Origin of the sequence: Nocardia sichangensis (genome assembly GCF_047200615.1) — a bacterium.
Classification (GTDB): domain Bacteria; phylum Actinomycetota; class Actinomycetes; order Mycobacteriales; family Mycobacteriaceae; genus Nocardia; species Nocardia sichangensis.
The window spans coordinates 1-21409 of sequence record NZ_JBJZOK010000014.1; the positions used below are offsets into that span (position 1 = coordinate 1).

The 21409-nt window shown below is 63.1% G+C and carries 13 protein-coding genes; 3 read left to right on the forward strand and 10 right to left on the reverse strand.

Going from position 1 to position 21409, the window contains the following annotated elements; genetic code table 11:
* The first annotated feature begins 181 nt into the window (after positions 1–181).
* On the forward strand, positions 182–469 hold the full coding sequence (locus ACL03I_RS20195; RefSeq protein WP_412806773.1) for an RNaseH domain-containing protein: 288 nt from the start codon (positions 182–184) through the stop codon (positions 467–469).
* 203 nt (positions 470–672) lie between these two features.
* On the opposite strand, the gene drmC is transcribed toward ACL03I_RS20195, so the two are convergent.
* The 10 genes from drmC to ACL03I_RS20245 all read right to left on the reverse strand — a co-directional run bounded on the left by drmC (position 673) and on the right by ACL03I_RS20245 (position 18695).
* A complete protein-coding gene (gene drmC / locus ACL03I_RS20200) occupies positions 673–1410 on the reverse strand; it encodes a DISARM system phospholipase D-like protein DrmC (RefSeq protein ID WP_412806680.1) in 738 nt (245 codons plus the stop codon).
* Entirely contained in the window at positions 1407–3257 is a 1851-nt protein-coding gene (gene drmB, locus ACL03I_RS20205) for a DrmB family protein (protein WP_412806681.1), read from the reverse strand. Before drmB ends, drmC begins: the two co-directional genes overlap by 4 nt.
* Positions 3254–6844, reverse strand: coding sequence for a DISARM system helicase DrmA (drmA, locus tag ACL03I_RS20210; RefSeq protein WP_412806682.1), 3591 nt, complete (start codon positions 6842–6844; stop codon positions 3254–3256). Before drmA ends, drmB begins: the two co-directional genes overlap by 4 nt.
* A 126-nt stretch (positions 6845–6970) precedes the next feature.
* Positions 6971–10957, reverse strand: coding sequence for an Eco57I restriction-modification methylase domain-containing protein (locus tag ACL03I_RS20215; RefSeq protein WP_412806683.1), 3987 nt, complete (start codon positions 10955–10957; stop codon positions 6971–6973).
* The gene (gene drmD / locus ACL03I_RS20220) at positions 10954–14064 is read right to left on the reverse strand and encodes a DISARM system SNF2-like helicase DrmD (protein ID WP_412806684.1); all 3111 of its coding nucleotides are present in this window, start codon (positions 14062–14064) and stop codon (positions 10954–10956) included. Before drmD ends, ACL03I_RS20215 begins: the two co-directional genes overlap by 4 nt.
* A gap of 549 nt (positions 14065–14613) precedes the next feature.
* Entirely contained in the window at positions 14614–15594 is a 981-nt protein-coding gene (gene galE, locus ACL03I_RS20225) for a UDP-glucose 4-epimerase GalE (protein WP_412806685.1), read from the reverse strand.
* Positions 15591–16619, reverse strand: coding sequence for a nucleotidyltransferase family protein (locus ACL03I_RS20230; RefSeq protein WP_412806686.1), 1029 nt, complete (start codon positions 16617–16619; stop codon positions 15591–15593). The genes galE and ACL03I_RS20230 overlap by 4 nt, the downstream gene beginning before the upstream one ends.
* A gap of 1 nt (position 16620) precedes the next feature.
* Positions 16621–17949, reverse strand: a complete 1329-nt coding sequence (locus ACL03I_RS20235; RefSeq protein ID WP_412806687.1) for a phosphomethylpyrimidine synthase ThiC — start codon at positions 17947–17949, stop codon at positions 16621–16623.
* A 16-nt stretch (positions 17950–17965) separates the two neighbouring features.
* On the reverse strand, positions 17966–18364 hold the full coding sequence (locus ACL03I_RS20240) for a hypothetical protein (RefSeq protein WP_412806688.1): 399 nt from the start codon (positions 18362–18364) through the stop codon (positions 17966–17968).
* 151 nt (positions 18365–18515) lie between these two features.
* Positions 18516–18695 (reverse strand): hypothetical protein, encoded by a 180-nt coding sequence (locus ACL03I_RS20245; RefSeq protein ID WP_195140879.1) that lies wholly within the window; start codon positions 18693–18695, stop codon positions 18516–18518.
* A gap of 315 nt (positions 18696–19010) precedes the next feature.
* Here ACL03I_RS20245 and ACL03I_RS20250 point away from each other — a divergent pair, with 315 nt between their 5' ends.
* Together ACL03I_RS20250 and ACL03I_RS20255 are read left to right on the forward strand one after the other, a co-directional pair.
* Positions 19011–20471: a helix-turn-helix domain-containing protein gene (locus tag ACL03I_RS20250; RefSeq protein WP_412806689.1), complete on the forward strand. Its 1461-nt coding sequence runs from the start codon at positions 19011–19013 to the stop codon at positions 20469–20471.
* A complete protein-coding gene (locus tag ACL03I_RS20255) occupies positions 20468–21364 on the forward strand; it encodes an aminoglycoside phosphotransferase family protein (RefSeq protein ID WP_412806690.1) in 897 nt (298 codons plus the stop codon). Before ACL03I_RS20250 ends, ACL03I_RS20255 begins: the two co-directional genes overlap by 4 nt.
* Positions 21365–21409 lie beyond the last annotated feature (45 nt).

Sequence of the window (21409 nt, forward strand, 5' to 3'; positions counted from 1 at the left end):
AGGTTTGGGTCGGCATTGACAGCCTTGTCGGGAGATCGGTGTCCTCCTTCTTCGGTCATCGTGCGATCGCATAGGTCCAAGTTTCCAACGGCGCCTGGGTCCTAGTTGCTGGTGTGATCAAACGACAACTCGTCCAACAACGCCGGGACTTCAGTTCGCGGGCACGGCACAAGAACCGCCGATCCAATCAGCCCAACCTCCCGCGCTCCACCCTGTACGAACACGACGGAAATGGCATCCGCAGTGGCTTCTCGCCCGGCTGTCCCGCACATACAGATCAACACAAATACATGCCCGCGTGGGCGCCCGCTACACGCGCTGGACAGTCCCCGCCCACGCCAGTACTGCCGTGGGCAAAGACTGGCACGGCCTGACCGCTATCGGAATCGCGACAGCCAACGCCGGAACCTGGCCTGAACAAGAGCTCGCTGCACTCACCGCCCGCCTATGCCAACAGGCCGCCTGCTGAGACGACCGAACCCAGAGTCCCACACCACCACTACATCTCGCTGAACGACCTGACGACGACGACCCGCAGCGGGCCGAACAGCCCGAAGGCACCGATGAGGAGGACTAGGAAGAATCCAAGCCCAGGCTGTGCCGCCACCTCTGAGCAAGCTTGGCCGAGGAGCGTTGTGCTCTTCTCTGAAGTGAGCGACGCCCGCCCAACCGTCACATTGGCGCGCAACGCGTGAAAATCCCTTGCGCCATCAGACTTTCGACGGATTCCACGATGTGGGCCGCGGCCGATCGGTCACGCAGCAGGGTGCCGAGTTCGATGTTTCGTAGCATCGCGGTGCCGGTTATATTCGCGCTGCCGATCAGCGCGGTCATCCGATCGATAACGAGTGCCTTCGCGTGCATGGAAGCGCCTGGCGGACGTTTCTCTGCCGGCCAGCACAGCCTGCGCGCTGGGAGGTTGGGGAATGGAACAGAGAAGCCGGTGAAGCCCGGGTTGTCCACCGGACGCTCGTACAAGAGTTGGATGAACACGCCCCGGGTGGCGGCTCGGGCCATCGCTGCCGCGAGAGTCGGCTCACTGTGCATCGCGTAGCTGATCAGCAGAATTTCTCTCCGCGCCTCGTCGACCAGGCTGGCAATGACACTTGAGGTGAGCCGGGACACGCTGCCTGGAACGTCGGGGCCAGTCCAGACGATGTCGGCGGTTGCCGCGGAATTGGCAATACCGGCACATGCACCGCGAAGGACCCCACTTACTTCGGCGTCCTGTGCCCTGTCCATCGTTGACAAAACGACTGAGCACGCGTGACGGAGTGCCCCAGCTGACCGCCTCCGGAGAGATCGAAGTGAATCGAATCCACTGTGGGCCGCGGTGGCAATCATCTCGACCTCCGACGGAGGCAGGCTCGTCCCAACTTCGACGAGCGCCCGGAGATCCTCGGGAATCACAGCGGAAAGACCAGCCCATCTCTACTTATGTCAACAAGCACACCCCGGTCGAGCCACCGGTTGTTGGTCTCGCAACTCGTCTCCGAAATGAACAAACAGGCGTGGCACGCGGCCAGGTGCAATGTCGGCGACTCCGAAGTCGGCACGTGTTCGCTGCACAAGGGGTCCGATGAGCAACGCATGGCGTCGTGCATGGCGCCGTCAAGCAAGCGCTTGAGGTGCTTTGTTTCACCGAGGGAGACCAGACCGCCCAGGGTTCCCTCGCTATCGCTTGCCGCTGTCGACAGCAGGAGACCTGCTGTCGGCGCGCCCGGTCGTCCTAGATAGAGGCGCTCCTGGATGCTCGCCGAAGAATAGCCGCATTCGAGGGAGACCTGTCGGATCAACAAATGGCTCAGCGTATGTAGCAGGACCATCCGAGCGATTGGAGGAGCGGGTTGTGGCTGCTCTCCGACTGCGGACTTCCACGCGTGGTATGCGCCGCGCAGCGCGACTATGCGTGGATGCTCCTCCGCCTGTGATTCCCATTGCCTGATTCGAGACTCGTTGAACTCAAGGAAGATTCCTTCTCCGCGCTTTTCCACGGCCGGTACCCATTTCGCTGGACCGTTGCGTAGCTTCACCAGGTTCTCGGGTTGCAAATTCCGGCGTTCGGGTGCGTTCAGCCGAGTGAATCCGACCAAGGCTTGGATCTCCCGTAGTCGGGAGACACGGACAACCTGGTCAATGATCCGTGAGTATCCTTGTGGAACATCACTATTGGGGACAGCGCGAAAGTCTTCATCCTGTTTTTCTGTCGTCGGACGCGACAGCAACTTCCACTCGGCATCGAGCAGGTCTGCGTCGTGAGATTGAGGAGAGTCGCCAAGCGTTCTCCGTTTCTCGATCGCCTCCCAGAGCTGGTCGATCGGAACGTCACGTAGCGACCGCAATTCCTCCATGCCGTTAACTATCTGAGATACAAGCTTTTTCGGTAGTTCGGCGAGGAGATCCCATTGAGCGGCGATGATTTCCTCGATACCGTCGGCCTGGGGCAGGTGGAGCGCGCTGGCTGTCACGCTGAACCACAGGTTGCTCGCCCCGAGGACGATCATCCGCAATGGATTTCCGCAGGCTTCGAAGGCTTGTAGGTGCGGGTGTCTGCCACGGCAGTCAGGTAAGTTCGCCGAGCCGTCTTTGCCTGAAGCTCGCTGAATGTTTGCGCTGGCACCGCAACTCTCGCAACTTATGGTCACGACCGGCTGCAGCGTGCTTGCAGAGTCGTGCATCCGGAGCTTCGTGACGCCGCACGGGCCCTTCGTGCCACTGGCATGGACGAACTCGCTGTATGGGAAGTCGTCCAGGTGACCATCTGAGCACACCACAAGGAATCGCGCTGGCACGCATGCGCGCTTCTTGGCATCAGCACGATTTCCCTGTTTTACGCAACCGGAATGCACGATCTTGGCCAGGTCGGGCCTTCGGCCCCAGCGGTGGACCACCGTGAACTGTTCCGACCCGTGCAGCGGCCCAAGACGGAAACATGCCGGGCAACGAACCCATCCTGGGAATGGCGCGACGGGCACACCGACGCGGGTCCACGGATCATCGTCTGCATGCGGATCCCATGGCGCGCTCTTCAGCGCGCTCACTTGGTCACCGAGGACACGGCGAACCTCTTCGAGCAAGCGAGGCTCAATAAGGACCTCTTGCCTGACCGCGCTCCAAGAATCGGCTCCGCGCACGACGACGCTCATCGACGGAAGATCTACCACTGCCCCGATTCCGGCGGTCGTCACCAGATGGCTGGGTCGGATACTGCCGATCCGAGACGGATCAGTTGTTGGCTTGGCGCTGCGATTCATCATGACTGCTCCCCACCACCATATGTCCAGGCCGGAGCATCCATCACGCTGGAATCCACGCTCTGCAACTGGAGTAGCACCTCGGCCTCGACTTCCCGCATGCTCATCGGCGCTGTAAAGCTTTCCCATGCACCGGTTCCGGGCTCGACCAGCAGACCAGCGACATCGGGTGCCTCCTTGTACCCGAGTATGCCGGTGGGCAGAACTTTCCGCTTCTTGGCCCACTTGTCCAGTAGGTTCTGAACCCGCCTACCGACTTCATCAACAGTCGGTTGATCATGGGTAACCCGGCCCGCCCGTGCACTGAGCAGGCCGATCAGGCGTTTCGCGGTTGAGCTGTCGAGCGAAACCCAGTTCGCCGCATCATTTTCTAGGGCCGACATGCTCGACTGTCGCACTGCGGAGACAACAATCGCCGCCAATGCCCGGTCCAACGCCCTGTCGCTGAACGGTGTTGTGGTCACTCCTTCCACCCGGGCGCCGAACGTCTGGTGCCCATAGATGAAAGTCTCAAAGTGTCCGAGGTCGCGTGGGCGCGACCATTGCAACATGGTGAGCACAAGTCCGGGCTTGGCCTTGTCGCGGCCGACGCGGGAGGTCGCCTGGATGTACTCGGCGGTGTTCTTCGGCTGGCCCGTTACCAGCATCAGACCAAGCCGTGGAACGTCGACTCCCACTTGGAGCATACTGGTTGCCAGCAGTACGTCGATCGGTCGGTTTCGTTCCCGGAACTCGGCTGCCAGGGTCTTGTCGGCCCGGAGCCTGTCCAGTGCGTCGGTGGAATCGAAACGGTAGTCGAATGAACGGTCCAACGCCGCCAATGTGCTGGTGATCCGTGCACTCGGCATTCGGCTGGTCAATTCCTGTTGCATCGGGCGACGGCGACGCGTGAGGACCTTGAGGCTGCCGAGGCGCTCGGCAACGTCGTCATCGACAAGTCGGTGCATGCCCGCCAATTCACGAGTCGATGTGAAGTAGTCCACGGCGGTCATATACGGGTCGGCCAGCTCGCGATACTTGTCGTACAAATACTGTCCGTGCTCGAGAACCGCAGACATAACCCGGATCTCGACTGCCTTGAGGCTTTCGCCCGGAGCGCAGATGCCTCGATACCTTCGAGCTGGATTCTCCGGTGAGGGCGTCGTGGTGGTCGAAAAGAATGTCTCACCGGCGTCCAAGACTTGAGGAGGAAAAATCGTCAGACCTCTGGCGAATACCTGCTCGGCTTGATCGGCGGCACGGCGCACGGTCGCCGTCGACGCAACCAGAACAGGCCGAATTCTCCTTCCGGCCTGAGGCCAGCTGCAGAGGTCGTCGATGACCGTCTCGTAGAGTCCAACCATCGACCCCAATGCATCACTGATCAGGTGCAACTCGTCTTGGATCACGAGATCCGGTGGGCGCAAACGTGTTGCCGGTGTCGGGCTCACAGCGGGATAGTCGCCCACAGCCGGGTGTTTGGACTTGCAAAAGCTGCCGAAGTCTGGGTTCTGCCACCCGTGGCGCGAGCATCGCATGTCCACTTGACCGAATAATGTCGCCGTCGCGGACCGCCAGGGCAGCTGCGCGAACTTGTCCACCGTTCCGATGATCAGTGACGGTGTCAGCCGGTACACCTCTTCATCGACGGTAAGAACAGGGAGACCCTCCCCGGGCGATTGTCGGCGGCTGAACGGGCATGCGCCCTCTGGGTCGGAGCAGTGGGTGAGAATGCGGCGCCGCCGCTCGTCGGCGCTGACGTCTCTACCCGGAGACAGCCGCAAGCCGCACCAAGGGCATGCAACCAACTGCAACACGCCCCCGACTTCGGCGTCGTACCCCTTCTTGCCCTCGATCTCGTCCCTAGCGTTCTCGAACGTGTTCGGTGTGACAGAAACTCCGACCCAAAGCCCCAACCTGAACGGAGTGAGCCCCCATCTTCCGTCGCCGCCAGCGATTCGCTCCCGCCGCAGCCACTCGCACGCACAGATGAGAGCGGCTGCTCGCTGGAACTGCTGGGCTGTCAGCAGCCGGAGTGTGTATCGCATCAACACAGCAACGCCATCGGTACCGTCTCGGGCCTCGCCACCATACCCGACGACGCCCTGCAGACGCCTGATCGCCAGTGTGTATGCAGTTAATCCGAGATATGCCTCAGTCTTGCCGCCACCGGTGGGGAAGAACAGCAGCTGGACCTGTCCGTCATCTTCCCCACGCTGTGCATCCTCGTGGGTGGGGTCCGTCAAACCCGGCAGACAGAGCAAGACGAATGCGAGCTGAAATGGCCTCCAGCTGCGTTGTTTCGGAACCTCGTACTGGCGAAGGAGCGTATCGAGTTCCAATTCAGGTTCAACGGCACGGCGCCGGGATACCTCACCGCGGACGCGTTGCAGTGCCATCGCTTGGTTCGCGAATCGAAACGCCTCACGCGCGGGCCCATTGTCCGCGAGCAGTTTGATGGCCCGCTCAAGCCGGTCGCCCACTTGGCGAGCATCGGCAAGAGCGTTCTCGCCTGCAGGTGCGTAACGGGAGATCTCAGGCTCGCCGAGCCTTCCCTCCTGTTCATTGAGCCACTTGCGATAGCCGCGCACCAGTGGCTTGAGCGCTCGAATCAGGTCATCACGTGCGAGGTCCGGGCTGCCTAGCCGGGCCATGTCGAGAATGAGTCCCGGCATCGAATCCGCCGCACCCGGAACCACCAGCGGAACCTCGGCTTGCGGGAAGCATGTCGTCGTCAGCCGCCATGCGCGAGGTTCTCCGGAGCGAACCTCGGCTGTTACGGCACATTGGCGACCATGCGCGTATTCGCGGCGTTCTCGGTAAAGCAGTTCGAGTGCCCGGCGTTCGTGATCGAACTGATCGGCGGTGTTCTCCGGCAGGTTTGGGTCGTTATGACCGAGAAATACCGACGTGTGGGAATCGAGCGCGGTCACGGTGAGTGAAACCTGGTACATTCGTGCGGAATCGATTCCGCTGTCCGGTATCTGCTGGTCATTGACTACCGCGACGTCGACGATGCGCCGCTCACCTCGGTGCCGAACCGTCCACTTGAGCACCACTCGCTCGAACCCGGGGTCTGGGATGCCGGATCCGTCATTGCTGACGCTCACGTCGATGTCGACCGAACCCCCGCAGGGTTCGCGTTTCCACACCCGGCGCGGCCTGCCCTGTTCGGTCTCGTGGATCTCTGAGGCCACACGGCTGTACCGACCCCAATTCGCCGTTACGGTGACGGTATCCACATCATGGGGCACGGAAAATGACATGCCCATCGATGAGGCCGCGCGGCTGCCCGACCGGACGGTAGCCTCGGGCGGGGTGTCATCGTCATCAGAGTGGTTGGCAGAAGGCTCGCTCATGTCGGTGATCGACGGGTCGCCGGGTGCTGGGGGTTCCGGCTCCTCCCTGTCGCCATCGTACGGCTGCGCAGGAACAGCTGTGTACGGCACCAAACGGCCCAACAAGTACCGTTCCGCGGGCATAACCCCCGGTAGAAGCTCCTCCTCGGGGCCATCCCACGGTCCATGAAGGTCACGCTCAAGGCGATCTTCGAGCTCGTCACGGACATCAACCGATGTCGTGGTGTCGTGGCTACCCGGTTTGCTGGTCATCTGCTCCCCGTATGTGGTTTGAGGTCTGCGTGAACGCTACGACATCGCACTGACAACGACCGCAGACATGGTCAAGAGGTCCTGTACGAGGGCCGATCTGGACCATAGCGAGTGGTCTTACTTGGGCTAATCGTTGTCCTCCAGCGCGTGCCGTTTCTGGTTCTCTGCTAACAGGCGGTCGAGGAGCTCGAAGCGAGCGGTCGCACCGAACGTCCACCGGGTACCGATTGTGGTCTGGTGATGGCCGATCTCAGGTTCCAGGTCGGACCAGCCGTACGCGTCGAGCATGGCGTAGTCGATAGCAGTGTGGATCTCGCGCAAGTTCGCAATCGCCGCGTCACTATCGGACGGGTCATGCACATGGTTGTACGTAGTAGTCAGGCCCCAACTGCGGCCCAGCATCAACTCGCGGCGTTCGGAGTCAAGGCGTTCGCCGAGTTCGTGTAGTAGCGGCCCCGGTTCGGGACGAGGGAGGGTCAGGAAAATATTCGACGGCGCGTACCGTGTTCGTGTTTCCAGCGTGGAGCGATAGCGGATAACCCAGCTGAGATGGATGTTCGATGACAGCACAGCCAGGGAGGCAAAGTCGTTGAGTGCCCATATCGCAGCTGCATGCGCGAACACTGGGCCCGTGCGAACACGGACCGGCATAACCACGCTGCTATGCAGTGAGATAGCTAGCACATGGTCGAGATCGGCGATTGCCGCGTACAAGCCCGGGCGATGGTCGCCGTATCGCCACCAATACTTACTATGTGCATCTCGATTCGATCTGTCGCGCTCAGGCTTAACCTTTTGCCTCAGGATTTCGATCAGATCCGGGTACGTCTCCGCACGTTCCAGCGGCCAGTCTCGGAAATTGATAACCCAACGACTAGCGGAGTGATCAGGTCGTTGAGTAAGGTCATTGCCAATTACATACGGCGATAACGCTTCGGCGTTGCGCGGATCGCGCTCGATTAGCACGGCCGCCTCGGCGGAACTCAGCGTGAACCCCAGCCCCTGGACTTGCGAGCCGATGAATGCTATGTCCTCGTTCTCGGCGAGTCGATACCTTGGTCCGCTCACCCTGCCGATCAGTTGTAGGTCCGCGCCAATCTCTGGCACCAGCTCACCGTCCAACAACCGCTCGCCACCCTTCGCGACCGGCGCGGCGCTTGCCCACACCTCCACAATCTCCACGTTCGCGCTCGATGGCCACTTGTGGCTGCTCAGGCCCATCCGAATAGTGATCCCCCGCTCAACCGCCTGAGCGAGACCGATCTCCAAGGTGCCGTCCTGAACGAGGGTATTCGTGCAGATGAATCCGAGTTGTCCACGCGAGTTCAGAAGCCGTTGCGCCCGTAGCACGAACCTGGCGGCAAGATCGGCGCTGCCTCGCTTGCCAGCTCCGTCATACCGCTGTAACCACGCGAGATAGTCTTTCCCCGCAGCGCCGGATATCTGTTTGCCACTCATGAAGGGGGGATTGCCTACGATAGCGTCGAAACCTGGGTCGTGGTTGTCGGCCAATACTTCGGGAAAAATCAGCGGCCAATGTAGAGGTGCACGCTCGGCGATGTCTGCCGGTCGCCCGACCTGGATAAGCGCGTCCGCCGCCTTACGCAACTCGCCAATTCCCGAATCGAGCCGGTTGCCGATCTCGATTCCGGCCGCGATGAACGCGCTGTCCGCCTTCCGTGCCGCCGCAGACGCATTCGTCAGCCCGACTCCGGTCAGGTAGTCCGCGACCGCTTGCACTTCCGCTGTGGCCTGCCGAGCTTGTGCGAGCAGCCGCTGTTTGAACTCAAGATCGCGGAGGCTGGCTACGTCGTGCGCGGCAATCTTGCGCCGCAAGTCTGCTGCGGCACTTAACGTTGCGTGCCAAGAGTCGGAGTAGTCGAAACCGGTCTCGTGTAGCCGGCGACCGGCGACCGGGTCGATATGCAGTGTGTCCAACTGCTCTGCGGTCACCACTCCGAGCAGGCTGTCACCTACGACAAGCCGATCGTCGAGAAAACCAAACGGCCGCTGCGGGTCCATGGTGACCAGCCACAGCGATAGCTTCGCCATCTCGACCGCGAGTGGATTGATATCCACGCCGTAAAGACAGCGGTCGGCGATCTCGCGCCGGGCGGCAAGCAATGTCGGCGGAACTTCCGCGTCGGCGAATCCTGCCGCCGACCGACGCTGCTCGCGTAGCGCCCGTTCTTCACCCTCAGCGCCGCGTGCTTCGAGGAGCCGGTCCGCCAGATACCGGCACGCGGCTACCAGAAATGCTCCGGATCCCATCGCGATATCGGCGATGCGCAAGTTCCGTATCTCGTCGCTCGGTCGCGCCGTCCAACGGTCGCGGTCGGCAGTTTCGAGCGGTCCGGGCCGATAGACGAGCGGTTCCAGCGCGCCCGCCACGATCCGTTCGGCCAATTGTGGCGGTGTGTAGTGGGTTCCGGTTGACGCACGGCGTGTGCTGGGTGCGACGTAGCGCCTGCCGGGCAACGTCAGTACCGGGACTTCGCGTTCACGTCGTAAAGCGGGCGCGATCGCTCGAAGGACGGGGAGCGCTGAATTGGACTCACCGAGGCATTTGGAGAGGACGGTATCATCGAGCATCTCTCGCAGCAGCGCCTCGACCTTGCCCTCGGTCCAACCGGTGCGCTTTTTCACCTGCTCGGCTACCACAGGTGGCACGACGTCGACCCAGGTGCCAACTTCGGTGATGCCCACCTCGCACTGCAGCTTCGAGCGTGGCCAGTCTTTGTGTCGTTCCAGGTGCACGACGACCTCGGCCGCCGTGCGCACCTCGAGTTCCAGCAACCCTTCGTAGACGTATCCGATCTGCTCTACGCCGAGTGCCCGGAACGTGAGGCGCCGCTGCTCCTTATGCTTCCCCGTACCCAGTTCCACGTACTGCACCGCGCGGAGCATGCGCCGAACGGTCCGGTCGTCGATTGCTGGTGGCCGCGCGGTCGCGAATGGTTGGCCAGCGGCACGTCCCTCGAGCCACGGATGGGCATCTGGATCGAAGAGGCTGCCGCCGTAGGCGGGCAATCGGAGGTTCTCGTGGGCGACCCCACCGTGGAGGGCTCGCGAGGTTGCCAGCAGCCGGTGCCATGCGCCGGTCCGATGCTCGAGCGTCTGTTCTCCATACAGCGCTGCGTGTTCGCTCAGCTCGGTCTCCAGCGTGCCAATGCTGTATCCGGCGTTGTAGAGGTCGTCGTCACTGGGCAGCAGGCGACGCTCCTCGGCAAAGAGAATGAAGATAATTCGCATCATCATGGTGACGACACCGGAGTACAGCTCGTCGTCATCGACACCGTCGAGCAGCCGTCCTTCGGAGTGCGCGTCAAGCCGATCGAGAGTTGCCAAGAGCAACTCGACCGCGTCGCGCACCTGAACACCGAGCTGATCAGTGATGTCCTCCTGTCGCTCTGCGCTTTCCATGAGCAACTCGGGCAAACGGTCCTTGCCGGGAACCCCTAGGAAGCGTCGACGTTCGAGCAACGCGGCCAGCGCAGCCAGGCTATCGGGCTCCTCGCTGAATACACTCGCATCCCAGACCGCAGCCCCCATGGCGCCGCCGCGGGGTGCCCAGACGATGGCCCACCAGCGACCGTCGGTCACCAGTCCGATCGGCACATTGCGCGCCCTCAGCAAGACCGCGAGTCGCTCCACAGGACTCGCGGTCCATGAACCAATCGTGCTCCGCGACAACGGATGTATACCCCACGGCAACGCCACACCGAGTAGTCGGTATTCTGAATCAGTTGCGTCCCCGTCATCCTCAGCTGTGGGCACGTGAAAAGCGAAGTCGGCGCGCACCAGCTGGTTATGCTCATGCACCTGGGCTGTCATCGATTCGGGTAACTCGACAGCGCGTCGCGCGCCCCAGTCCAACACGTCGTCGAGTACGGCGTCGATAAACTCCCGCCGAGTATCGCCACCGGAACGCATCATGACCTCGGCAGCGACACGGATGCGAGCCCGGACCGGCGTCGGTAGGGCGGGCATCGAGTCGCCGAACACCCGCTTGAGTACCGGCAGCGTGAGGAACGGTCCCGATGTTTGCAACAGTTCCAGCCACGAATGAGGTTTGCCGCCCCCGCCGCGGCTCTTACGCACCTGCAAGCTCACGCGCCAACTCCGTCCGGCAGGATGACTGCCACAGCAAAGGGAAACACCAGCTCGCGCACGTTCTCATATCGCGCGGAAACCGCCGAAAGTTCCCGCTCGGTTTCCTCATCGAGACCGTCCAGCCGCGTCTGCCATGCCTCCCGGTCACGGACGACCTGGTGACGTTCGGTCGTGTTGAGATCATCGAAGCTCAGTTGCACGCTGCCATCACTGTCCACGGCCTTCTGAAGTGTCTGCCTCAGCTGGACGAACAGCCCACGGGTCCTGTCCAGTTCGTCGGTGCGACGGCGATCAAGCGCCCGCTCGAGGCTCGACAGCCGTTCGTTCGCACGTACCTGCACGTCCTCTGCGAGCAGAGGTTCCAGGCGAGCCCAATCGGCCGCCACCTGCTCGCAGACGTGTTGAGGGGCAAGTCGGCATTGATCCGGTTCCAACGCATTCTCGATGGCTGCACGAAGCTGCGCGTATCGCGGCTTCTCGAGTTCCAGCCGCTTACCACGACCGGTAAGGGCGAGCGCCCTGCCGGTCAACATGATCTCTTCATGCAACCGTGCGCCATCACTGCCCACGACCACTAGGCGCGCGAACACCGTCAGGAGCACATCCTCAATACCCGCTTCCACAGGGAGTGTGGCGCGAACTGCCGCAACCCGGTTCAGGTTCGATGCGTCCCCCCAGATCGCACTGCGGAGCAGGCGCGTCGAGTGGGCAACCAAGGGATGCTCAAGGTGGGCGTAGACAATATCTGGACTGGCGAGAGTCGCGTCGAAGGTCAGCGGCCGGAGCTTACCGGTGAGCGAGTCCTCAATGCCCTCAAGAGTGCGTTCCCAGCCGCTACGCAGCGGGGGCGGCTCGATGATGCCGGGCTCGCGATCGTGCAGAGCGGGTTGCTGTGCCAATGCCAGCGCTGTGTCGACCACTCGGCGGATGTTGGCGGGGCCAACGTGAAGGTCAGTCACGCTATGGTCGAGTTGTGCGCGCAGGCTGGCAATTTGAGCGCGCAAGTCTCGCTCGGCTCGGAGAAGGTGGGCACTCGGATGGGCTTTGACAGTGGTCGGATCGACAAGCAGAGGCCGTCCAAGCATCTTTGATTCGACAGCTTCTGCGAGTACCGGGTTTACGCTGCCAAGATCCTCTCGCTCAACCGCAACTTTCGTGGCCACTCGACTGAGGAATTCGAGATCGGCTTCGTAGGAGTTGGGGGCCGCGTGTTTCCAGTCCGCGCCGACGAAGTGACTAACAAGGACCTCGTGCGACTGGCCGTGCCTATCAACACGACCGATCCGCTGCTCGAGTCGATTCGGGTTGAACGGGATGTCGTAGTGAATTAGGCGGTGACAATGCCGCTGGAGGTCGATACCCTCGCTCGCCGAATCCGTCGCTAACAAGACCCGGATCGGGTGGCGGTCCGGAGGTGCTTGGAAGGCAGCCTTCAGGTGTTCGCGCTTGCGGTCGTCCATGCCGCCGTACAGCAAGCCGAGTCGGTCTCCGCCGAGACCATTCGCCTCGATGAGTTCAGCCAGCCATCGCTGGGTGTCCACGTACTCGGTGAATACGATCACGCGCTCATCTTTTTCGGCGAGCACCTCTAGCTCATCGAGCAGCCCCCGCGCCTTGCTGTCAGCCGGTCCAACGTTGCGTTCAGCCCATATCGCCAGAGCACCGAGTTCCGCTGCGACATCGCCGTCGGCCGGTGTGCCATTCCCGGTAGCCAGGAGGAATTCCAGCTCAGCTTGGGCGCTGGACTCGTCATCAACGAGATAATCGTCCCAACCCATGGCCTCCTGTAGGTAGTCGGGCAACTCGTTGTCAGCCGTAGTTCCATGCTCAATGGTCTGCCGATGCGCCTCCAGCGTTCGAGCGAAAGCAAGCGGAGAGGAAAACAATCGCTTCTTCAACAGCAGCGCCACTAGGTCGTTCGCGCGCACCCGGTCACCGGTAACCTTCGACCGCCGTGCGCGCAGGTAACGCTCCAGCAGCTCGTGGCCCTCGCGTTCGGAAGCCGCGTAGTCGATCTCAATCGCATGAGTCTTCCGGCCATGGAACAGCGGGCGACCGTTCTCGTCGGACAAGTCGTCCTTCAGTCGGCGGATCATCACCTCACTCAGTGCCTTGGGGTCGGGGCTAACTCCTCGCATGAACCGCTGCGGATCCAGCATCGCCAACAGGGCCTGCCAGGATTCGCGGTAGCCGTTATGCGGTGTCGCCGACAGGAATATCCGGTGCTGGCTGTACTTGCCAAGTCGGCGAACAGCACCAGTCTGGAGACTGTCGACCGCATACCCCGTGGTCTTTCGCGGCGCGGGTGGCGCGCAATGGTGGGCCTCATCGACGATCAACAGGTCGATGAAGCCGGAATGGCGGGTCTCATCGGTAAGGACCTCGTCGAGTAGCCGTTGCACTCGAGGTGTACGCAACCACTGCAGGCTGATGATCGTGCGAGGAAACACGGTGAAGGGGTTCGCCAGCAGACCGTGAGACCGGCGGAGCTCACGAAGGGCATTTGCGTCGAGGATAGTGAAACCGAGACCGAACTTGTCGGCCATTTCGTCTTTCCACTTGCCTGTCAACGAAGCTGGGCAGACCACCATCATCCGCTTTGCGCGGTGACGCAGCAGTAGCTCCTGTGCGACAAGTCCCGCCTCAATAGTCTTACCGAGACCGACATCGTCGGCGATCAGCAGATTCACCCGCGGCATCGCCAACGCCCGCGCAACCGGCGCCAACTGGTAGGTCTCGATGGTGATTCCCGACCTGAATGGCGCCTGCAGGGTCTTGGTGTCGGCGCTCGCGATCGTTCCCCAGCGCACGGCGTCCAAGAAGGCGCCGAGGCGCTGCGGATCGTCGAACCCGTCGAGCGTGACAGCGGGAAGTTTAGTAACTGGCAGGATTTCACGACCGGGTTCGATCTCCCAGACCACGGTCAACTCCCGGCCGAGATCCTCGTCGCTGACACTGCTCAGCGATACAAGCGTGCGACCAGGCAACGCGGTCGGGGAAAGCTCGTCGCACGGTTGCCTGCTGCGATCGACGTCTGATACGATCCACTGTTGTCCGCGAACACGGACCAAGTGACCGACTTCTGGGTCTTCGAGTGCCGCAGTCAAGACGCTCCTGTTTCCGTCGAGGTTGCCCGGTTCCGAAATTCGATTCTGCCAGAGTGGCCAGTCCCCAATATTGCGACCACCCGGTAGTCGAGCACGGCGTTGTCGACGTTCAGGTAGCCGGTGGCTCCGTTCGCCGGTGGGAGTAGGCCGCGTCGTTGAGCAGCGGTACGAAGTTCGTTACATCGACTGGGACGTGGAGTTGGCCGTAGCTCGTCTGGTCGCAATACGTCGTCACCTCGGCGAAGGTAGCGATAATGTCTTGTCGCGTTGCCGTGGGGTCGGCCGGCATGCTGTCAGTTGGGAAGCTGGCCACCGCGATTATTCTTGCCGTGCCGTTCCCGCCGAGGGAGCGCTACTAGCGCTGACGCCTGCATAGGAGTAGAGCGGCCCCATCGTCTCCCGAGGTCGCTTCGGCCACGGCAACACTTCGAGGTGACCGGGCGCGCAGCCACCCCCGTCAAGGGTTCCGCCGCGCCTACCACGATGCCGTGGCGAGGCTGGACGGCGCCAGGCCGCAAACACCCTTAGATCCACAGTCCCTCTCGGTAGTCAGGAGGCGGAATGCTGACTGTGGAACTTCCACGCATCAAGCACGATATCCATAATGTCCGGCTTTTGCGGTGTCCATCCGAGTTCCTTCTGTGCGAGTTGGGAGGAGGCGTAAAGGGTGGCGGGGTCGCCGGGTCGTCGTGGTGCGGTCTCGATATCGAACGGTATCCCTGTGACGTCGCGGATTGCATGGATGACGTGGTGGTTGGAGTAGCCGATGCCGTTGCCGAGGTTGTAGATCTTGTGTTCGCCGGGGTGGATGTTGTTGAGGGCGAGGAGGTGGGCGTGGGCGAGGTCGGTGACGTGGATGTAGTCGCGGATGCAGGTGCCGTCAGGGGTGGGGTAGTCGTCGCCGTAGAGGGTGAGTTTGTCGCGGTGGCCGAGGGCGGTGTCGAGGGCGAGGGGGATGAGGTGGGTTTCGGGGTTGTGGCGTTCGCCGATCATGGTGCCGTCGCCGCAGTCGTGTGCGCCTGCGACATTGAAGTAGCGCAGGGAGATCGCGCCAAGCGTGGAGGCGCGGGTGTAGGTGGTGATGGCTTTGTCGATGGCAAGTTTGGTGTCGCCGTAGGTGTTGACCGGGTTGGTGGGTGAGGTTTCGAGCAGGGGCAGATGGGTCGGTTCGCCGTAGACGGCGGCGGTGGAGGAGAAGACGAGTCGGCTGACGTGGGCGGTGTGCATAGCGTCGAGCAGGGCGAGGGAGGCGCGGGTGTTGTTGTCCCAGTGCCATTCGGGGTGGTGCATGGATTCGCCTGCGGCGATGAGGCCGGCGAAGTGCAGGACGGCGTCGTAGCCAGCGTTAGGGGTGAGGATTTGGGCGATGTCGTGGACGCGCAGTTTGATGAATTCGGCGTCGGTCGGGATTTGACGGTCGTCGTTGCGGGAGAGGTCATCGATGACGGTGACCTTGTGTCCGGCGTCGAGGAGCAGTCGTGTGACGGTGGCTCCGACGAATCCTGCACCCCCGGTGACCAGGATTTTCATCTGACCTGCACTTTCATGGCGAGTAGGTGGTCGTGGATGGTCTGTTTGTGCGCGCGGAAGTGGTCTTCGGGGCTTTCTCGGTGTGCGGTGCCGGTCCAGCCGGTGATGCGTTCCCAGGCGCGCTGCTTCACCGTAGTCAATGCGGTCGGGTCGGGTGTGGTGTGCCATGCGTCGGCCATGACGCGTGCGAGGGCGTGGACGGTTTGGTGGTGTCGGGCGACGATTCGGCCGCTGCTGGTCACGGCGTAGCGGGTGTAGTTGACCGCGTCGGGGCGTGGTTGTCCGAACTCGGTGTCGAAACGGGTGAAGGCGTGGTGGAGGTAGGTCCAGAATCGTCCTGGGTCCATCGGCGGCTGGGTGGGGTCAGCGCGCCAGCGCAGCTCGGCGCGCATCTGTTCGGCGAGGTGCGGTGCCATGTGACCGAAGTCGTGGTGGGCGTAGGCGCCGTCGAGCATGCCGGTGGCTCGCAGGATCTTTACGCACAGGCGGCTGATGAGCAGGTGGAAGTGCGTGGAAGCCGTTCCGGCAGACCATTGGTCGTGGAGGCCGAGCCAGAAGTAGGCCTGCGTGTAGTAGAGCAGTATTTCGTAAGCGTCGCGGACGTCGAGTGGGACGGGGTGGTGCTCAGGTAGACCGCGGTCGGTGACGGGCAGGCCGAGATTTTTGAAGTCGTGCCCGAGGGAGGTTTGGATGGCGCGGTAGTCGCTGAGCGGCAAGGTCATCAAATCCACTGTGGTGAAGTTTTTCTCGGCGAGGGACACGAGTTCGTGGATCTGGGTTGAGGGATGGTCTCCGTAGTGGACGTAGAGGAGGTCGACGTCGCTGATCAGCAGCGGCTTACCGTCATGGCGGATGAAGGTGGGTTCGCCGCGGGCGAGGGAGCCGCCGACGATAAGCCAGTCGTCGGCGGGTACGCAGTGCCCGAGCGTGCGGAGGTCTTCGGCGATATCGAGGGCTTCCCGGGCGACGGCGGTGGCGTGGGGGAGTCGGGAGATGATGCGTTGGGCCAAGGCGGTGGTGTCCACTTCATGCCTCCGGTTCGATGGAATGCGTGGGCATGGGCAGCAGAACGGGTCCGGGCTGGTGGGCGGGGACGGGTGTTTCCTCGTGCGCTTTTTTCGCGGTGATGTGGGGGCACAGTGATCCGCAGATGGTGCAGGGCGCGCCTTTGCGCAGGCCGTGGGTGATGAACGCGTTGCCCGCCAGGCCGGGGTAGAGGGCGTGACCTTGCTGGATGTCCCAGTCGTTGGCGCGGCGGGCCACGCTGATCGCGCGCTGCCGTGCGATTTCGGGTTTCCAGCCGCGCACGAGGTCGAGCGCTGTGATGGCGACACGGACCATGCGGAGGGAGGCTGCGGTGTCGGGCGCGGTGGGCATGGCGTAGTGCTCGTTGTGGGTGATGGAGGCGAACATGTCGCCGCCGCACTGTCCGGCCGCGGCGACGCCGAGGGCGTTGACGGTGTCGTCGAGGGTGACGCCGTTGTCGATGACCATCGGTCCGGCCAGCCACAGCGGCGCACCTCCGAGCGCTTCCTTGTAGGCGGGGATCAGTTCGGGAATCCGGTGCAGCGGCATGTGCCCGCCGCTTTCGCACACCACCTGCACTCCGGCGTTCAACGCGTCTTTGCGGAGTTCGGCCAGCAGGTGGATCTCATGCCATTTCAGGTCGTCGCCCGCATCGGCGGTGGCGCCGGGGCGGAAGATGTCGCCGAGGTCGAGGACGACTTCGTGGCGGCGGCAGATGTCGAGGATTCCGTCGAAGTACTCGATCAGAGGGTTGTCGCAGTGGTGGATGCGCATGTAGCGGGCCAGCAACCCACCGCCTCGTGAGGTCGTGGGCATGATCCGGCCGGATTTCTCGCTCATCTGCACGAGGGCAGGGTTGATGCCTGCGTGGATGAGGACGAAGTCGACGCCGGCGGCCAACCCGAGCTCGAATCGGTCCAGGAATTCATTGCGACTCAACTTCTTCCGGGGATCAGCGAACAGGTCGTATGTCAGGCATGCGCCGAGCGGTACGCCCATGACTTCCTTCAGATCCGCGCGCAGCGCCACCCCTTCGGGATTGGTGGTCAGATCCATGACAGCGTCGGGACCGGCGGCGAGGATGACCGCCATGCTTTCCACGATGGTCTGCCGGTCGCGGTCACGCGGCCCCAGTCCGACGAGAGCGGCGACTTTGCGGCGGGTGTCCTCACCGACGAGCAGCGGTTTGAAGGCCGTCATGTGCCGACTCGCGTGCGACCGCAGGAACACCAGGGTGCCGCTTTCGATCCGGCGGGCGGCGGTGTCAGGGTCGAGGTCTTCGGCCTGACAGGTGGCGATGAACTGAGGATCTCTTGCGAGGGTGAACATTGGCGTGTCCTTTCGATTAGGGATGTATCGGAGTGGTGGACCCGGTAGGCCGCGGTGCGGGCGGTTGGCCGTCGACGACTTCGGTAATCAGGTCAGCCCAGTCGACAGCCAGGGCGCTGACGTGGATCCATGCCTCATGCACGGCGGGTTCGGAGGCGTGCTCGACAGCCGCCAACGTCAGTTCGGCATCGACGTACGCGGCGGCCAGAGCATCCACTGCCGGTCCTATGCGTTCGGTGCCGCGTCGTGGCTGAATGTGGGTGCTGACCCAGTTGTCGATCAGCGTGACGACATCGTCTCGGCGGCGGTCGACTTCGGCCGTGCGTTCGGGGATTACGCGGCGTGTGCGGTGCAGATGCGCCAGCGCCTGCGCCCACCGCGTGATCAGATGGTCGCCCGGGTTGTGGCCCGTCACGCGGCGGAACGCCGCGCAGAGCTGGCGCCAGTCCGGAATCCGAGGAAGCCGAGAATCCGGCCCGGAGAGCGAGACATTCTGTCGCACAGCTGCTGTCATCTGCGATGAACGCGTGAGTATGGATGTGTGGCGTTCGGTGGACATGCTCGGGCTACACCTCGGTTCCGAACGAGTAGGCCATCGCCGCGAGATAGGGCAGACATCCGCCGCCATGGGCGGCATGAGCGTGGAGAATGAAGCGGGCGCGGTCCAGATCCAAATCAATGGGCTCCACCGCGCAGTCGCGATACTGCACGGCCCACAAATCTCGTGTGTCCTGCGAAATTCTCACGACAGCTCCCTGACAGTCGGTGGGTGGGTGGGCACGCCGATGCCGGGCCCAGTCGTACGCGCCCGAATCCGGCTCCGCCCGTTGCTGATTACTTGCAAGGGCGGAAGGGAGTCGACCGCATGCCCCGGCATCGGGTGCTGGTCCCAGATTCGCGGCCGCGGTTTGCCGTCCCAACGCCCGACGGGACTAGCCCCACTGGGGCTTGCGCATCGCACACAACTGGCTGGGATCAGGCGACGGGGTTATTTGTGCACGTTGACAGCCAATCCACCGCATACTGTGAGACAAACTGCGGTCAACTGACTGAGGTGAGATATGAATACTGGGGGACGTATCTGCCGCACATGCTGCACGGCGCTGCCCACAAAACACGCCGGAAACCTCTGCGCCGACTGCGCCTGCGCTGCCGGGTTCAAGCACGCGCTCACCGCTGACTTCTTCGACGATCCCACGGTCCGCGCGGCGCTGGCGGACCACGACTTCAGCGTCGTGTTCATCTCGATTCGCGAAGCAACCGGCCTCTCTCAACTTCAGCTGGCCGCGTTGCTCGACCTCACACAGTCCAGAGTGTCGGCCGTCGAACGCGGAGAACGCCGTCTGACCAGCGCCAAGCTGGTCGCCAGAATCGCCGATACCTTCGCGATTCCCGCTTCGCTGCTCGGGTTCGGCTCCGGGACTGCGAGTAATCTGGCCCGCGAGGAGGTGACGTGGGTGGAACGTAGAGACTTCATCACCCTGGCAACCGCAGCCGCACTCGGTTCCCATCTTCACCCGCAGCTCGACCGGCTGGGCAGCATCCTCCCTGACCGGCTCGAGCCAGTCACCCGACCACACATCGGATCCGCTGACATCGACGCGATCGAAGCCATCACCGAAGGATTCCGGCGATGGGACCTCGCGCACGGCGGCGGACTCTGCCGGACCGCGGCACTTACCCAATTGCACCAAGTCCGCGCCCTGGAAGGCGCCGCATGCGCCTCGGACGTTCGAACACGTCTGTGGATCGCTACGGCCGACCTGGCGAGCATGGCCGGCTGGCTGGCCTACGACATCGAAGAACACGACTCTGCCCGCAAACTGTGGACATACGCCTTGCAAACCGCGCACCGTGGAGAAGACCATCCGCGCAGCACCGACCTGACGGTCAGCATTCTGCTCGACATCGCCCACCAGTCCCTGCACCTGAAACGGCCTGATGAAGCACTGAAATTCGTGCAGCTCGCCTCATCAACTGCCGCCAATAGGCGCCATCCGGTCAGCACCATCACCGCCGGGTACATCGCCACGGTAATGGGGTGGGGCTGGGCATCCCTGAACGACTCCGCAGCCACCCAGCGCGCCCTGGGACTGTCCGAAGACCGCTACGCCGCAGCTGAACCCGACACCGCACCCTTCTGGGCATGGTTCGTGACGCCCGCGGAAATCGCCGCTCAACACGGCCATGCGATGTATTTGCTGTCGCTCTCCGACCCCGGATTCGCGCTATCGGCGGTCGAGCGTCTGTCGACCGCGATCCGTGGACACTCCAGCGAACATGCGCGCAGCCGCGCCGTGGCCTTGCCCACCCTTGCCGGCGCTTGTCTGCAAGCGGGTGATTTCGAATCAGCCATCCGACACGGGCGCGAGGCGATCACGGCGATCACGGAGCTGTCGTCACCCCGCTGCTACGTCCGCCTCCGCGACCTGGACACCATCGCCACCCAGCACGACAGCAATCCGATCGTCGCTGAATTGCGCAGCGATCTGCGGGCAGTCCTCGCCTCTGCCGCCTCATGACCACCGACAGCCAGCTTCCCGGCCGCGCGGCCGTGCGCGCCGCCTGTCAGGAGTTCGGCGTCGACGACCGCGACGCGCAACTGCTGCATCATCGGTCGAACGCAGTGTGGTTGCTACCGCACGCTGACCTCGTCGTGCGCCTGGCACCCGACACCGCATACCGGCGCGAGCGCGCTCACACCACCGTCGCCGTCACCCGGTGGCTGGCAGCCGAAGCCCAACGCATCGCCCTCACTCCAGCGTCGGGAATCCAGCCAGTCACCGTCAGCGGCGCGATCGCCACGTTCTGGCCCTACCGCCCCTCACCAGGTCGGCCGGGCCCGGCCGACCTCGGCACACTTGTGCGGCGCCTGCACTCGGTGGCGCGGCCGCCGTTCCCCGTGCCGCGATACCAGCCGCTGCGGCGGCTGTTCGAAGCCCTGGCCCTTGAAGACGAGCGGACGACACCCGCACTCACCGACTCTGACCGCGCGTGGCTGCGCGCCCGCGCCGAGGCACTGGTCGGCCAGTTCACCCAGACCGAATTCCCGCTCGGGGAGGGCCTGGTGCATGTCGACGTCCACAGCGAGAACGCCGTCTGCGATCACGGTGACTGGGTACTGATCGACTGGGACCAATGCAGCATCGGACCACGCGAACTCGACCTGGTGAACGGGTTGCCCGATCACTTCCACCAACCACAACATGAGCGGGCACGCTTCGCAGCGGCTTACGGCTACGACCTTCTCGACTGGCCCGGATGGGCCCTGCTGCGCAACATCACCGAACTGCATTCCCTCGGTGCCTACATCCGTCTCGCGCCGACCAAGCCCGCGGCGGCCGAAGAACTGCGACATCGGATCCGATCGTTGCAAACCGGGGACAAAGCCGCAGTCTGGCAGGGGGTGTCGTAATCTCGTGTGTCGTACTCGGCGACCATCGCGGTGGTCAGGCCGAGC

Coding starts and splice junctions, on each gene's coding strand:
- ACL03I_RS20235 (WP_412806687.1), bottom strand. CDS start 17,949: ATGTTCACCCTCGCAAGAGATCCTCAGTTCATCGCCACCTGTCAGGCC.
- galE (WP_412806685.1), bottom strand. CDS start 15,594: ATGAAAATCCTGGTCACCGGGGGTGCAGGATTCGTCGGAGCCACCGTC.
- ACL03I_RS20255 (WP_412806690.1), top strand. CDS start 20,468: ATGACCACCGACAGCCAGCTTCCCGGCCGCGCGGCCGTGCGCGCCGCC.
- drmB (WP_412806681.1), bottom strand. CDS start 3,257: ATGATGAATCGCAGCGCCAAGCCAACAACTGATCCGTCTCGGATCGGC.
- ACL03I_RS20250 (WP_412806689.1), top strand. CDS start 19,011: ATGAATACTGGGGGACGTATCTGCCGCACATGCTGCACGGCGCTGCCC.
- drmA (WP_412806682.1), bottom strand. CDS start 6,844: ATGACCAGCAAACCGGGTAGCCACGACACCACGACATCGGTTGATGTC.